Annotated in this window: 14 protein-coding genes; 7 read left to right on the top strand and 7 right to left on the bottom strand. The window is 58.9% G+C overall.

Going from position 1 to position 13577, the window contains the following annotated elements; translation table 11 throughout:
* Nucleotide 1 precedes the first annotated feature (1 nt).
* Complete coding sequence (locus BLR80_RS11775) at nucleotides 2–979, bottom strand: calcium/sodium antiporter (protein WP_092080467.1); 978 nt, start codon at nucleotides 977–979, stop codon at nucleotides 2–4.
* A gap of 343 nt (nucleotides 980–1322) precedes the next feature.
* Here BLR80_RS11775 and BLR80_RS11770 point away from each other — a divergent pair, with 343 nt between their 5' ends.
* The 5 genes from BLR80_RS11770 to BLR80_RS11750 all read left to right on the top strand — a co-directional run bounded on the left by BLR80_RS11770 (nucleotide 1323) and on the right by BLR80_RS11750 (nucleotide 4911).
* Nucleotides 1323–2375, top strand: a complete 1053-nt coding sequence (locus tag BLR80_RS11770; RefSeq protein WP_092080464.1) for an EAL domain-containing protein — start codon at nucleotides 1323–1325, stop codon at nucleotides 2373–2375.
* Between the two features lie 55 nt (nucleotides 2376–2430).
* Nucleotides 2431–2754 (top strand): ArsR/SmtB family transcription factor, encoded by a 324-nt coding sequence (locus BLR80_RS11765; RefSeq protein ID WP_092080461.1) that lies wholly within the window; start codon nucleotides 2431–2433, stop codon nucleotides 2752–2754.
* Between the two features lie 123 nt (nucleotides 2755–2877).
* Complete coding sequence (locus BLR80_RS11760) at nucleotides 2878–4185, top strand: permease (RefSeq protein WP_092080458.1); 1308 nt, start codon at nucleotides 2878–2880, stop codon at nucleotides 4183–4185.
* A 47-nt stretch (nucleotides 4186–4232) separates the two neighbouring features.
* Nucleotides 4233–4472 (top strand): thioredoxin family protein, encoded by a 240-nt coding sequence (locus tag BLR80_RS11755; RefSeq protein ID WP_092080455.1) that lies wholly within the window; start codon nucleotides 4233–4235, stop codon nucleotides 4470–4472.
* Between the two features lies 1 nt (nucleotide 4473).
* Entirely contained in the window at nucleotides 4474–4911 is a 438-nt protein-coding gene (locus BLR80_RS11750; protein ID WP_092080452.1) for an arsenate reductase ArsC, read from the top strand.
* Nucleotides 4912–5114: 203 nt separating this feature from the next.
* On the opposite strand, the gene BLR80_RS11745 is transcribed toward BLR80_RS11750, so the two are convergent.
* The 4 genes from BLR80_RS11745 to BLR80_RS11730 are packed head-to-tail and all read right to left on the bottom strand — an operon-like array spanning nucleotide 5115 to nucleotide 8295.
* Nucleotides 5115–5525: an HIT family protein gene (locus tag BLR80_RS11745; protein WP_092080449.1), complete on the bottom strand. Its 411-nt coding sequence runs from the start codon at nucleotides 5523–5525 to the stop codon at nucleotides 5115–5117.
* A gap of 3 nt (nucleotides 5526–5528) precedes the next feature.
* The gene (locus BLR80_RS11740; protein ID WP_092080446.1) at nucleotides 5529–6266 is read right to left on the bottom strand and encodes an ABC transporter permease; all 738 of its coding nucleotides are present in this window, start codon (nucleotides 6264–6266) and stop codon (nucleotides 5529–5531) included.
* Nucleotides 6263–7279, bottom strand: coding sequence for an ABC transporter ATP-binding protein (locus BLR80_RS11735; protein WP_092080443.1), 1017 nt, complete (start codon nucleotides 7277–7279; stop codon nucleotides 6263–6265). The genes BLR80_RS11740 and BLR80_RS11735 overlap by 4 nt, the downstream gene beginning before the upstream one ends.
* Nucleotides 7280–7323: 44 nt before the next feature.
* Nucleotides 7324–8295 (bottom strand): calcium/sodium antiporter, encoded by a 972-nt coding sequence (locus tag BLR80_RS11730; protein ID WP_092080440.1) that lies wholly within the window; start codon nucleotides 8293–8295, stop codon nucleotides 7324–7326.
* A 396-nt stretch (nucleotides 8296–8691) separates the two neighbouring features.
* On the opposite strand from BLR80_RS11730, the gene BLR80_RS11725 reads away from it, so the two are divergent.
* On the top strand, nucleotides 8692–10242 hold the full coding sequence (locus BLR80_RS11725; protein WP_092080437.1) for a sensor domain-containing diguanylate cyclase: 1551 nt from the start codon (nucleotides 8692–8694) through the stop codon (nucleotides 10240–10242).
* A gap of 4 nt (nucleotides 10243–10246) precedes the next feature.
* On the opposite strand, the gene BLR80_RS11720 is transcribed toward BLR80_RS11725, so the two are convergent.
* Nucleotides 10247–10684 (bottom strand): bacteriohemerythrin, encoded by a 438-nt coding sequence (locus BLR80_RS11720; RefSeq protein ID WP_092080434.1) that lies wholly within the window; start codon nucleotides 10682–10684, stop codon nucleotides 10247–10249.
* 78 nt (nucleotides 10685–10762) lie between these two features.
* Nucleotides 10763–12268 carry a dihydrolipoyl dehydrogenase family protein gene (locus BLR80_RS11715; RefSeq protein WP_092080431.1) on the bottom strand — a complete coding sequence of 502 codons (1506 nt, stop codon included), beginning with the start codon at nucleotides 12266–12268 and terminating at the stop codon, nucleotides 10763–10765.
* Between the two features lie 1122 nt (nucleotides 12269–13390).
* On the opposite strand from BLR80_RS11715, the gene BLR80_RS11710 reads away from it, so the two are divergent.
* Nucleotides 13391–13577 (top strand): hypothetical protein (locus BLR80_RS11710; RefSeq protein ID WP_216095217.1); only part of this gene is annotated, 187 nt, incomplete at its 3' end.

Here is a 13577-nt window from a genome sequence, read left to right as displayed (position 1 = left end):
ATCACAACAGACTCCACACCAGAAAACCGTTGTAGGCGCCATAGGCAACCAGCAGCAGCGCCCCCTCGAAACGATTGATGCGACCACGGCCAAAACCGGTGAAACCGAAGCCGAACAGCAGCAGCGCGGCGGTCAACACGGCCACGGTCAGCATGTCGCGCCCAAGCACGGCCGGCTCCACCACCAGGGGTTCAATGGCACCGGCGATGCCGACCACCGCCAGGGTATTGAACAGATTGGAACCCAGGACATTGCCCAGCACCAGATCGTGTTCGCCCTTGCGGGTGGCCGCCAGCGACGAGGCCAGTTCAGGCAGCGAGGTACCGATGGCGACAATGGTCAGGCCAATGATCAGATCGCTGACGCCAAAGCCCTGCGCCAGCCGTACCGCGCCCCAGACCAGCAGGCGGGAACTGAGGGTCAGCAGCACCAGACCCAGCAGCACCAGAGCCACAGCCCGTCGCAATGGCAGCGGCTGCAGTATCAGATCCTGTTCCAGTTCGCTGCCAAGGGCATCACCGGGGCGACGCCATGCCTGCCGGATCGACCAGCCCATCCAGCCGGCGAACAGCAGCAGCAGCACCAGCGCGTCGAGACGGCTGAGATGACCATCCCACAGCTGCACCGCCGCCACCAGGGTCATCAGCAACAACAGGGGCAATTCCTTGCGCAGGGCATGGGAATGCACGGCAATGGGCCGGAGCACCGCCGTCAGCCCCAGAATCAGGGCAATATTGGTGATATTCGAACCATAGGCATTACCCAGCGCCAATCCCGGATTGCCCTGCAGGGCAGAAATGGCCGACACCACCATCTCCGGCGCCGAGGTACCGAAACCGATGACCACCATGCCAATCAGCAAGGTCGGCATGCCAAAATGGCGCGACACCCCGACAGCGCCATCAACAAACCGGTCAGCACTGTAAAGCAGCACCACCAGACCGATGAGGACCGCACCACCGGCCAAGAGTCCCTCCATCACAGCAATTTCCTCCTCTGGCGCGCCCGCCACCGCCCGCTCTCGCCAAGCCCATAACAGAACGGGTGGCTTAACGGACAGCTCACAGAGCCCATGCCAGCAAACCCTGCGACGGTCGCAACGAAACGGCCGCCAGCTTAACATGGCAGCGGCCTGGACTGGGCAGAAAAGAGCCTCTGTGGCACTCCGCCAACTGTCTGCCGGCCGAGCAATCGCCGGCAGCGGTTTTGCGCCGGCAATGTCGCATTTTCCTTTTGCCCTGCCCGCAGCTACCGTAGAATTGGTGACCAACTGACCGTCGGAGCACCATCCCCCGCCCTGTCAATCTTGCCAAGGAGCCTGCATGTCCTGCCGTCACTGTACCACCACGCCTCCCTGGCCCAATGGCCGTCGCACCCTTTATATCAGTGCCGCGCACGAATACATTCTCGACAAGATCGCCACCGCGCTGTTCTCTGAAGGCTACGACTGTCAGCTGGCTCCGATGCAGCTGTGCTGCCAACTGGAGGATTTTGCCGCGTTGGTCACGACCTTGGCGGCCTTGCCCGATCTGACCGAAACGGAACAGCGCAACATCCATCTGCTGCCGCTGGCCCCCGATGAAGCGCTCGACTTCGGCAAGATGGCCCAGGCCAAAACCCTGGAAACCTGGGCCACCCTGCTGCAGGCGCGCGAGCTGGTCTGGCTGCTCGACAACGGTTCTTTGACAGTACACTTCCAGCCGATTGTCGCTGTGGCCGATCACAGCATCTACGCCTATGAATGTCTGGCCCGCGGGGTGCTGGCCGATGGCAGCTTCATGGCCCCAGGACCGATGTTTACCACCGCCCTGAAGACAGGCCTGCTGTTCAACTTGGACCGGCAATGCCGGGAGACAGCCATCAAGACCGCTGCGGTCAAGAACATTTACCAGAATATCTTTGTCAATTTCCTGCCCTCCTCCATCTACAACCCCGAATTCTGCCTGCGCGACACCGTCCATTGGGCCCAACAACTGGAATTTGACCCAGGCCGAATCGTGTTCGAGGTGGTCGAAACAGAAAAGGTCGACAGCCTTGAGCACCTGATCCATATTCTCGACTACTACCGCAGCAAGGGCTTTCGCACCGCTCTCGACGATATCGGCAGCGGCTTTTCCTCTCTCAACCTGTTTGCCCGCCTGCAACCGAATATCATCAAACTCGACATGGAACTGGTGCGTGACGTGCACCGGTCAGAAATCAAGCAATCCATTGCCCGCGCCCTGCGGGCCATGTGCCGTGACGCCGGTTGCCAGATTCTGGCCGAAGGCATCGAAACCCGCGAGGAGTACGACTGGTTCAAGGCGCTCGGGGTCGATCTGATGCAGGGCTATTATTTCGGCAAACCATCGGCCGAGCCACGCCGCAGCCTCTGAGCGCAACCCGGATTAGACCTTGACAGACCCTTAAAGCTTGGCTATTTTGCCAAACATGCAAACACAAACCCAGCCCGAGATCAGACCGCAGACCGCCGCCGAAAAAGCCTTCTGCCGTACCCGCGCCGAGGTCCTCAAGGCTCTGGCCCACCCCACCCGCCTGTGGATGGTGGAGCAACTGGCCGATGGCGAGCGCTGCGTCTGTGAATTCGTCGCGGCCATCGACGTCGATTTCTCGACCATCTCCAAGCATCTGGCGGTGCTGCGTCAGGCCGGCATCGTAACGGACGACAAGCGCGGCAAACAGGTATTCTACCGCTTGCGGGTGCCCTGTGTGTTGCAATTCCTTGGCTGCATTGATGCGGCCCTCAAACCCTGAAGCGTTTTTTTGTGTTTATATTTGGCCAATGGGCAAAATGACCACGAGTAACAATAAAACTGTCCATCTCAAGCGGCCTAACACCCGCTAGCGTTTATCAAACTGCACTGAAAGGCTGCCGCCATGACCCTGAAACCGGAGTTCAAACGTCTGCTATGGTACGGCAGTGTTTTTCTGGCCCTATTCTATCTGCCCGTCGGCCAGGTTCGTTTTGATGGCGCCATTCTGGAAGCCCTGCATCTGGCCAAATGGTACGCCCGCGAACATGTGCTGCTGTGCTTGGTGCCGGCTTTTTTTATCGCCGGCGCCATTGCCGTGTTCATCAGTCAGGCAGCGGTCATGCAATACCTGGGCACCGGCGCCAACAAGGTGCTGGCCTACGGCGTGGCCTCGGTGTCCGGCACCCTGCTGGCGGTCTGCTCCTGCACCGTATTACCACTGTTCGCTGGCATCTACCGCATGGGGGCGGGTCTTGGCCCGGCCTGCGCCTTTCTTTATTCCGGGCCGGCCATCAACGTGCTGGCCATCATCCTGACCGCTGCGGTACTGGGACCACAACTGGGTCTGGCCCGCGCCCTGGGCGCCATTGTGTTCTCGGTGGTAATCGGCCTGGCCATGCAGTTGCTGTTCCGGCGCGAGGAGCAACAGCGGCAACAGGCCGCCGCACTGCCGGTCGAGGCCATGCCGCGCGGTCTGGGGCAGAACGCCCTCTATTTCGCCAGCATGGTCGCCATTCTGGTTTTCGCCAACTGGGGCAGCCCGGCCGAACAGCAGGGCTTATGGTATCTCATCTATAGCGCCAAATGGTGGCTGACCAGCGGTTTTGCCCTGCTGCTGGCGGTTCTGCTGGTACGCTGGTTCGGTGTGCCGGCGCGGCGCATGGCGCTGGTCACGGTACTGGTGGCGGGTCTGGCGCTGCTGTTTCCTCAGCGTCCGCTGCTGGCGTTTGTCGCCGGCACCGCCGGTCTGGTCTGGCTGACCGCCAGCGGCCGGGATGAAACCGGCGAACTGCGTTCCTGGTTCGACAACAGCTGGGATTTTGCCCGGAAGATTCTGCCTCTGCTGCTTCTCGGCGTGCTGGTGGCCGGTGCCCTGCTGGGCCGCCCCGGCCACGAAGGCCTGATTCCGACGACCTGGGTCGCCGGCCTGGTGGGCGGCAACAGCCTGTCGGCCAATCTGTTCGCCGCGGTATTCGGCGCCTTCATGTATTTCGCCACCCTCACCGAAATTCCCATCTTGCAAGGATTGCTCGGCGCCGGCATGGGTCAGGGGCCAGCCCTGGCACTACTGCTGGCCGGCCCGGCCCTGTCTCTGCCCAACATGCTGGTCATTCACTGCGTGCTGGGTACCAGAAAGACCCTGGCGTTTGTCTCTCTGGTGATTGTCATGGCCACTCTCAGCGGCCTGATCTTTGGCGCCATCGTCCAATAAGAATGCAATAAAAACAGTAGCTAACAAACAGAAAGGGGAAAAACAACATGAAGATTCAGATTTTGGGTACCGGCTGCGCCAAATGCACCGCCCTGGCCCAGGCCGCCAGCCAGGCGGCGGAACAACTGGGACTCGCTGTTGAACTGGAGAAAATCAGTGATCTGAATCAGATCATGGCCTTTGGCGTCATGCTGACACCAGCCCTGGCCGTGGATGGCCAGGTCCGACTGGTCGGCAAGGTGCCCTCCGTAGCGGAGCTGAAAACCCTGCTGCAACAGGAAGGCTGACATGAACCGGCAGCCTCTTCGCGTGTTGTTTCTCTGCACCGGCAATTCCTGCCGCAGTCAGATGGCCGAAGGGCTGGTGAACGCTGACTTTGCCGGCCGTATCCAGGCTTTTTCCGCCGGCACCGATCCCCATGGCCTCAATCCACTGGCACTACAGGTGATGGCCGAACGGGGCATCGACATCTCCGGTCACAGCAGCGACCACATCAGCCGCTACCAAGGACAGCGCTTCGACTACGTCATCAGCCTGTGTGGCGATGCCGACGAGAAATGTCCACTGTTCTTCGGCGGGGTCAAGCGGCTGCACCTGGGATTTCCCGATCCGCCCAAGGCCAGCGGCAGCGCGGAGGAGGTATTGGCGGTTTACCGGCAGGTCCGCGATGCCATCCGCAGCACGATGCAGGAACTGTTCGAGCGGGAGTTGGCCAAGGTTCGCTGATGGCCCATCAGATCTTTGCCTTCAGCCTTTTTCCTCCGGCAGCAGCGCCAGCACCAGCCCCACCAGGCCACCCATCAACGCCCCTGACCAGGGGCTGGAGAGTGAACCTCAGGTGGTGCCGAGGCAGCGACCACAGGTGCCCAGCAGGGCACCTCCGGCCAGACCGAGGCCGATGAGCAGAAGGGTTTTACGCAGACCTGGCTTCATGACTGCTCCCAGTAGGCCGCCCGGTCGGGAAAGATCCAGCGCACGCCGCCACGAGGTTCGGCAACATCGCCGGACCGGCGTGGAATCAGATGCAGGTGCAGATGGGCGATGGTCTGACCTGCCGCGGCACCCTCATTGATGCCGATATTGAAATCCACAACGCCCTGCCGCCGCAGCCTCTCGCGACAGCGGGACAGCAGAGCAAACAGCGCCTCGCGTTCGGCTGCCGTGGCATCGAACAGCGAGGCAATATGACGGCGCGGCACGATCAGGCAATGACCCGGCGTCAACGGATAGCGGTCGGCCAGTGCCAGAGCCAGCGGCCGTTCACACAGCAGCAATTCGGCCGCTGGTTGGCAAAAAGGACAGGCCGAGGCTGAGGGTATCGACGAGTTGACCATGGTCATCCTTCAGGCGATCCAGCGCCGTCGCACGTTGCGCAGGCTCAGCCCAAACAGCAACAGACAGAAGCCGGTCAACAGACCGAAATCGAGCCACAAGGGCAACTGCTGGCCGCCATGCACCGCGCCGTGCAGCAGATCGGCGCCATAGGTCAGCGGCAGCAGGTACGACAGAGGCTGCAACCACAGGGGCAACTGGTCGATCGGCAGGAACAAACCGCAGAGAAACAACATCGGAAAGCGGAAAAAATTGGAGAATGTCTGGGCCTCGAACACCTCGCTTACCGCCACCGCGATAAACAGCCCCAGAAAGGTGGAAGCCACCGCCAGCAGCAGCGCCGCCGGCAGCAGCACCGCCCAGCGCAGCAGCGGCAGCTCGACCAGCAGCAGTGCCAGCGCCAGCGGCACCAGAGCATTGAGACTGCCGAACACAATGGCGCCGCTGGTTTTGGCCAACATCAGCAGTTCCAGCGGTGGGGGCGCCAGCAACAGCCGCTCGAAGGAACGGCTTTTTTTCTCGAAGGTGATGGTCACCGCCAGCATGGAGGTGGTGCCGAACAGAATCGACAGCGCCATCACCCCCGGCAACAGGGCGGTGATACTGTCGAGTCCCTGGGAGGAACGGACAAAGAACATGCCGGTCCAGGCCAGCGGGAAAATCAGCCCCCAGCTGATATTGGGCGGCTTGAGATAGTAGGAGCGCATGTCCTTGCACAGGATGCTCCAGAACGCGATCCAGCTCTTCATGCCTGCCCGCCGCGCCGACCCCGGCCTGCGGCCTCTCCCTGCAGTGCCTGTGCGTCCAGGCCGGTAATCTGCAAAAAAACCTCCTCCAGATTGGGCTGCAGCCGCCGCGCTTCGAACACCTCGCCGCCCTGCGCCTCGATCAGCCGCACCAGCGGCCCGACCGCAATGGGCTGTTCGCCTTCCAGCCGGATCTGACCGGCCGCACCAGCCTGCACCTGCAATGCCGGAAAAACGGCGGCCAGGTGCCGCGCCAATTCCGCCATAACCACCCTGTCGCTCAGGGTACAGCTGATAAGCAGCTGGTGCCGTTGCCGCACCGGTTCCAGCAACGCGCCCAAGGTAGCACAGCGCACAATGCGCCCGGCCACAATAAAGGCGATTCGCTGGCACAGGCGCTCGGCTTCCTCAATGTAATGGGTGGTCAGAAAGATGGTGGTGCCCTGACGATGCAGATCGGCAATCTTCTCCCGTACCTGGCGGGCACTGGCAACATCGATACCGGTGGTGGGTTCGTCGAGAAACAGGATGGGCGGTCGGTGAATAATGCCAGCGGCAATGGTCAGTTTGCGCTTCATGCCCTTGGAATACTGGGAAAATTTGCGGTCGGCGGCGGCGCTCAGGCCAAACTGGTCGAGCAGCTGGCGCGCCCGCAGTTGCCGTTCGCGCCGAGGCAGTCCGTAAAGAGCGGCACAGAAACACAGATTGTCGAAGCCGCTCAGTTCCGGATAGAGGTTGCTTTCATCGGGCACCACGCCGATGAGGTGCTGGGCCGCGCGCGGATTGGCGATACAGTCAATACCGGCGATGCGCACGCTGCCGCCATCGGGCCGGGCCAGCCCGGTCAGCATGTTGATGGTAGTGGTCTTGCCGGCGCCATTGGGACCGAGAAAGCCAAACAGCTCACCCTGGGCCACCGTAAAGTCGACCTGCGCCACCGCCTGCACGCTGCCAAAGCGTTTGTGCAGACCCTGCACCTCCAGAATTGGTGACCCAAGCGGCTGTTCGACGCCCATGGCCCTCTCCCCTCTGTGGCGATCGCCGGCAGCCAGATCGCCGGCTAAAAAATCGTCAGAACCAGATAGGCCGTGTAACCCAGATACACCGTCAGTAACCCGGCGCCTTCGCAACGGTTGATCCGGCCCTTGCCCGGCCCGCGAAAGCCGTAACCAAAGACAAACAGCGACAGGGTCAGCAGTGCCATCACCAGCACATCGCGCCTCAGGACCTCGGCGCCAACCGCCAGCGGCTCAATGGCGCCGGCAATGCCCACCACCGCCAGGGTATTGAACAGATTCGATCCCAACACATTACCCAGGGCGATATCATGCTCGCCCTTGCGGACCGCCATCAGCGACGATGCCAGCTCCGGCAACGAGGTTCCCACCGCCACCACCGTCAGGCCGATGATCAGATCACTGACACCGAACTGTTGGGCAATGGCCACCGCACCCCACACCAACAGACGCGAGCTGACAATCAGCAGCACCAGCCCGATCGCCAGCCACAGCAGCGCCCGCTGCAGCGGCAGGGTATGAGCAACCAGCTCCTGCTCCATCTCGGTGGCCAGCGCATCGGTCTTTTTTTTCATCCCCTGCCAGATGGTCCAGCCCATCAGCAAGGCAAACACCAGCAGCAACACCAGGGCATCCGCCCGGCTGATCTGACCATCGAACAGCTGACTGGCGGCCAACAACGTCATCAGACTCAGCAGCGGCAATTCCTTGCGCAGCACCTGCGAATGCACGGCAATGGGACTGAGCAACGCCGTCAGCCCCAAGATCAGAGCGATGTTGGTGATATTCGAGCCATAGGCATTACCCAGGGCGATGCCCGGATTGCCCTGGACAGCCGAAATGGCCGACACCACCAGCTCCGGTGCCGAGGTGCCAAAACCAACGATCACCATGCCAATGAGCAGAGGTGGCATGCCGAAATAACAGGCCGTCGCCGCTGCCCCTTCGACAAAACGATCCGCACTCCAGACCAGCAAAAGCAGACCCACAATAACCGCAACCACTGGCAACAGCATAAAACAGCCCCTCCTCGGGCAATCATGAGATCCCGGCAACAAAGATATCAGGTTGTCCAGCGTCACCGCACCAGACATGATATTTGATGGTTTTACCGCCCGCTTTTACCACAAACTGGGCGACGGTGCAGAAAAGAAAACCTTCCGTCGCCACTCTTTCATGAAAGGACGGATAATCATTTAATCAGATCAGAGATTGCAGCATTTATGCTATGTTGTAAAGTCGTGGTAGCCTGTGGGCTGGGGAACAAAAGACAGCGACAGAGACTCCGCTGAGGCCACCAGTCCGTCTACCGGACGACAACCGGCTCCAAACACACCGCGGCAGTCTGCGTGGCGGAAGCGGACACCGTTGAGCGCCCCCTTTTTCGAGCATTTCCCTGAACGAGGAATCCCATGTCAGAACAAGAAGTTCTTGATTATGTGCTGGCCTGCGACGAGCTGCCGACCCTTTCGACTGTCGCTTCCCGTCTGATCTCAATGGCTGCGGAGGAAGATACCACCATCAGCGACATCGCCGGGCTGATTTCGAAGGATATCTCCCTGTCGACCAAGATTCTGCGTGTGGTCAACTCCTCCTTCTACAGCTTTCCGCAACAGATCGGCACCATTCACCAGGCGGCATCGATTCTGGGCACCAACGCCGTACGCAGCCTGGTGCTGTCCTTCACCTTCCTTAAACCCGATCAGATGCGCGGTTCAGGCTTCGATTACGCAACCTTCTGGGAGCAATCTCTGTTCGAGGCCGTCGCTGCCCGTATGCTAATGACAGCAATCGGCGCGGAGGATTCCGAAGAAGGCTTCGTCGCCGGCCTGCTGCAGAATCTGGGTATCCTGATTCTTGCCCGGGCCTTCCCTGAAAAATATCCGCGGGTGGAACAGCGTATCAACGAACAGCAGCAGGACCGCTGCGCAGCCGAACAGGACATCATTGGCGCGGATCACACCTTCATTGGCAGCGAGGTTGTCAAGCGCTGGGGTTTTCCGGAAGCCCTGATTCTGCCCCTGCGCTATCACCACGAGCCCCACCGCTGCAAAACCACCAGCAGCGCCCTGAGACAGCTGTGCAATCTCGTCTATCTTGCCGGTCTGCTGGCCGAGGTGCGCGACGCGGATAAACCCGACGAAGCGCTGGGCTTCTTCAAAAAACAGGTACGACTCAAGCTCAACCTGCAGGAAAAAACCCTGGAGCGCTTCCTTGAGCAGGTCCATACCGAGGTGGAGGATACCGCCAAGTTCTTCGATCTGAAAATCAGTCCGCAAAAATCCATTGCCGAGATTCTGCAGATTGCCAATGCCAAACTCAGCGTGCTGAACCTGACCTATGAACAGATGAACCGGGCCCTGATTGAAAAAACGGTGCAACTAGAGATGCTGACGAAGGAACTGGAGAAAAAAAACACCCTGCTGGAACGATTGGCGCACATTGATGGTCTGACCGAGGCCTATAATCACCGCTATTTCCAGAACCAATTGGATCGTGAAATTAAACGGGCGGATCGCAATGAAGATGTTCTTAGCCTGGTCATGGTTGATATCGACCATTTCAAAAAGTTCAACGACAACCATGGTCATCAGGCAGGCGACCAGGTGCTGCGCCAGTTTTGCGATCTGTGTCGCTCAACCATCCGTGAATACGATCTGTTCGCCCGCTATGGCGGCGAGGAGTTTGTCATCGTCCTGCCGCAAACCGACGCCGAAACGGCCAACGAGGTGGCCGAGAAACTGCGCAGCGTCATTGCCAGCCACAGTTTCAGCATCGAACGCGAACACTACCATCTCACCGCCAGCTTTGGCGTCGCTGATCTCAAACCGGTGCGCGACGGTTTTGGCAAGAATGAATTGATTTCACGAGCAGACGAGGCCCTGTATGCCGCCAAAAAGAAAGGCCGCAACAACGTCGTCGTTTACAGTCAGAAAAAGAAATGGTTCGGCCGTACACCTTAAAACATCAGAGAACCGGCGGACCACAGTCATAAACGCTGTGCTGACGCAAGAAGGCACCGAACTGCATGTCGGTTTCGACAATATGGTCAAGAACCCATTGACGCAGAAAGCGGAACAACTCCGGCAACAGAAGATTCTGCGGATCACTCTGCAGCCGCTGACGATAGGCCAGCACCTGCTCTCTGAGGCCCTGATGCTCCTGCTGATGATGCAAGCGGGCTTCGGCAGGATAGTTGTATTTTTCCATATACTGCTCTTCGTGCTGAAAATGCTTGTCGGTATAAAGAATCAGCTCGTCCAGAACCTCCTGCGCCAGAAGCTCTCCTTGATGCTGGCGGATTCCTTCGTAAAGAGCATTAACAAGACGAACCAGATTCTGGTGCTCGGCATCAAAGGTACCGACGCCAATTTCGTAACAGGACTTCCAGCAGATCGTCGCCATTCATTCCCCCTCATTTCCTGAAGCTGTTCTGACTTCGCCCCTGCCAAGAGCCAACGCAGACAGCGCCCGCAAACGCCATCAGAGCGGCGCGTAACCACCATTCGGTTTCCAGCGTCTCACCTTTACCCACTGAGGAAAGGCATAGGGTTTGTAGACTGACTTGCCCAGCAGCAACCGCAGACATTCCTGGGTCGCTTCGGAAATGGTTGGGTGCGGATAGACTGAACGCAACACATCGATGGCGCCCTTGTCGTGATCCATGAAGTGGGCGATCGCCATGACGCTGTTTGCCACCTGCGGACCAGCCGCTCGCATGCCAAGAATCTTCATTTCTTCATCATCACTGACCACGATCTTGGTAAAACCGCGTGTTGCGCGCATGGCAATGGCCCGCGCCACCAGGGCGTTATCAAGCCAGGCCACACGATAAGCCAGACCCTTTTTCTGACAGGATTCCTCACTCAGGCCAACGGTGGCGATCGCCGGATTGAAGAACATAATAGCCGACATGTTCTGGTAGTTGAGGGGGTGAACACGCTGACCGAACATATCACGCACGGCCAGGCGAGCCTCCATTTCGGCAATATTGACCAGATTCGGGTGACAGGTCACGTCTCCACAGGCATAAATATTGCGGGCGGCACAGCAATCGACACCCGTTTCCAGATAGCCGTTCTGCCCCACCGCGACACCGGCGGCCGTCAGGTTCAGATATTCCAGGTTGGGCCGTCGTCCGACAGAAACCAGCACCGCATCCACCTGCAGCACCTCGCTGCGCCCTTCGGGATAATCCAGAATCACCTCGACGCTATCGGCCAGATGGCGCACATCACGCAGGCAGGCCTGCTGATGCAACTCTACACCGGCATTTCTCAGACTGTGTTCAACAAAGGTGCTGACATCGCGATCCTCATAGGGGATCACCCGCTCCTTATGATCCACCAGATGCACCTGAGTCTGCCCGAAAGCAGCAAAAATACTGGCATATTCACATCCGACAACACCGGCACCAACAATCAGCAGCCGCTTGGGAAACGCCTTGAGGCTGCCAATACCATTGGAGTCAAAAATTCGCTGCTGATCAATCTGTATCCCCGGATAGGCGCGGGGGCGACTGCCCGTGGCAATCAGAAAGTTGCGAGCGCGCACCTGCTGCCAGTGTTCCTGCCCCTGATACACCCGTACGCTGGCGCCATCGTTAAAAGTCGCCCAGCCCCGCATCAGGGTGATTGATCCAGGACCGTTCCAACGCTGCGGACTGAAGCTTTCCAGTTGCGTCAGCATCTGATACTGGCGTTCCTTCACCGCCTGCTCGACCGTCGCAGCAACCTCGGCGTAGCTCACACTCAGAGCAGCGACACGATAGCCCCGATCCACCTTGCTGGCGGTACTGTAATCCTTCGCCAGCTCCCACAGAGTCTTCGACGCCAGCGCCCCCCATTTGACACCAGCACCACCGATCTCACCACCTTCCACCAGACAGACACGCTTACCAAAATCGAAGGCGCGCATGGCGCCGGCAAAACCTCCCGGCCCACCCCCAAGAATACACAGATCGTAGATACCATCGTCATGCTGAGTCATGTCGGCTCTCCTGCGATGTCAATTGGTGCGCCAGTACAAAAAAAGCACTCATCCTTGCGGTGAAGTGCTTTTTTACAAGAGGTTGGCGGCCCCGGCGTCCTGACAACTAATCAGATAAGCTTCCGCAATCACTAGGTAAAACGGATTCGAAAAATCAGCTTAGCCCCAAAAAAAGCATTGCTTTAGTTCTGGTGGTTGTTTTTGTGGGGCCAGCATACCATCAGCGCCCCACCGCCACAACTCGGAACAGATCAGACCGATCGCCGCCGCCGACAGAGACTCCGCCAGATGGCAAGGATAGGATTCCAAATCTGACCCTTGGCAACCTCTGCTCAACAACCAGGCAGGCACTCCCTCACCAGCTGGCAGAAGCCCGTCAATGTCAGCGGGGCAAGATGATCTCCCACCAGATCGGGCTGTATATCTGACAGCCTCACCACGGCCCGCCAAGATTGACGGCTCTGCCAGTAAAGTAGCGCCGGCCTGACATCCGCTCTCTTGGCCCAGCAGGATGTTGAAAAAGTCCCTTCCGGCCCTTACTCAACCGAGCACTCTCTATGCTTTTTGATAGATTAGACTTCATTGCTCAAAATCCCGTAAGTATTCTTCTTTTTCCCTTGGCGTGGGAAATCCGGGTAGCGGAGCAAACCACCTGAGTGGCGCGGTTTCGTTGCGTGCGGGTGGCGCGGCGCGATATTCCGTTGCGCCGTTGGCTTTGACGGGCGACGCCGTCCGATGGCTTGCAGCGACAGACCTCGCCTCCCGGCAATATAGTGTGTGGTGAATCCTCCAACAGAAAAGAGGTAACGCGCCGTCCCACGCGGAAACCTGACCATCAAAATCCTGTGTTCAAAGCATCAGCGCCCACCCCAGTCCTCCAGCGGATTTCAGTTTGCGCTGGAGCGGCTGTATGCGGCACTTATCTAACTCGTAAAGAGAGAGGGGGCAGTTGCGGCTGACAATTAACAACTAATCAGGATTTTTTTTGATAAGTTGAGCTTCTTGCAAAAGTACATGCGGCCTTCCGAATGTATTTGATGCAACCGCATATAAGTCGAGTCCCAGAAGCAACCATCTGATATTGTTAGGTTACGACGCCAAACAACTGTCAGGAGGTTGCCAATGAAGCTCAAGGCCAAAGTATCATGGTTGATGGGAACAGTACAGCAAAGTCTATTCCCCTATCTTGACGAAAACCTGCCCGATCCGTTGACAAAACCGGAGAAGCGCCTGGTCAAGATCCTTGAGCTGGTTCAGATCGAAAAGCATGTCCCAGTCAGCCGCTGCCGGCAATGGCTTGGGAGGCCGA

The organism is Desulfuromonas thiophila (assembly GCF_900101955.1).
In the GTDB taxonomy this organism is placed as follows: domain Bacteria; phylum Desulfobacterota; class Desulfuromonadia; order Desulfuromonadales; family Desulfuromonadaceae; genus Pseudodesulfuromonas; species Pseudodesulfuromonas thiophila.
Note: the sequence above shows the minus strand (reverse complement) of the source record. Positions and strands in the feature narration are given on the sequence as shown.

Coding starts and splice junctions, on each gene's coding strand:
- BLR80_RS11755 (WP_092080455.1), top strand. CDS start 4,233: ATGAAGATTCAGATTTTGGGTACCGGCTGCGCCAAATGCACCGCCCTG.
- BLR80_RS11725 (WP_092080437.1), top strand. CDS start 8,692: ATGTCAGAACAAGAAGTTCTTGATTATGTGCTGGCCTGCGACGAGCTG.
- BLR80_RS11740 (WP_092080446.1), bottom strand. CDS start 6,266: ATGAAGAGCTGGATCGCGTTCTGGAGCATCCTGTGCAAGGACATGCGC.
- BLR80_RS11775 (WP_092080467.1), bottom strand. CDS start 979: ATGGAGGGACTCTTGGCCGGTGGTGCGGTCCTCATCGGTCTGGTGGTG.
- BLR80_RS11765 (WP_092080461.1), top strand. CDS start 2,431: ATGCAAACACAAACCCAGCCCGAGATCAGACCGCAGACCGCCGCCGAA.
- BLR80_RS11735 (WP_092080443.1), bottom strand. CDS start 7,279: ATGGGCGTCGAACAGCCGCTTGGGTCACCAATTCTGGAGGTGCAGGGT.
- BLR80_RS11715 (WP_092080431.1), bottom strand. CDS start 12,268: ATGACTCAGCATGACGATGGTATCTACGATCTGTGTATTCTTGGGGGT.
- BLR80_RS11730 (WP_092080440.1), bottom strand. CDS start 8,295: ATGCTGTTGCCAGTGGTTGCGGTTATTGTGGGTCTGCTTTTGCTGGTC.
- BLR80_RS11760 (WP_092080458.1), top strand. CDS start 2,878: ATGACCCTGAAACCGGAGTTCAAACGTCTGCTATGGTACGGCAGTGTT.
- BLR80_RS11750 (WP_092080452.1), top strand. CDS start 4,474: ATGAACCGGCAGCCTCTTCGCGTGTTGTTTCTCTGCACCGGCAATTCC.
- BLR80_RS11745 (WP_092080449.1), bottom strand. CDS start 5,525: ATGACCATGGTCAACTCGTCGATACCCTCAGCCTCGGCCTGTCCTTTT.
- BLR80_RS11770 (WP_092080464.1), top strand. CDS start 1,323: ATGTCCTGCCGTCACTGTACCACCACGCCTCCCTGGCCCAATGGCCGT.
- BLR80_RS11720 (WP_092080434.1), bottom strand. CDS start 10,684: ATGGCGACGATCTGCTGGAAGTCCTGTTACGAAATTGGCGTCGGTACC.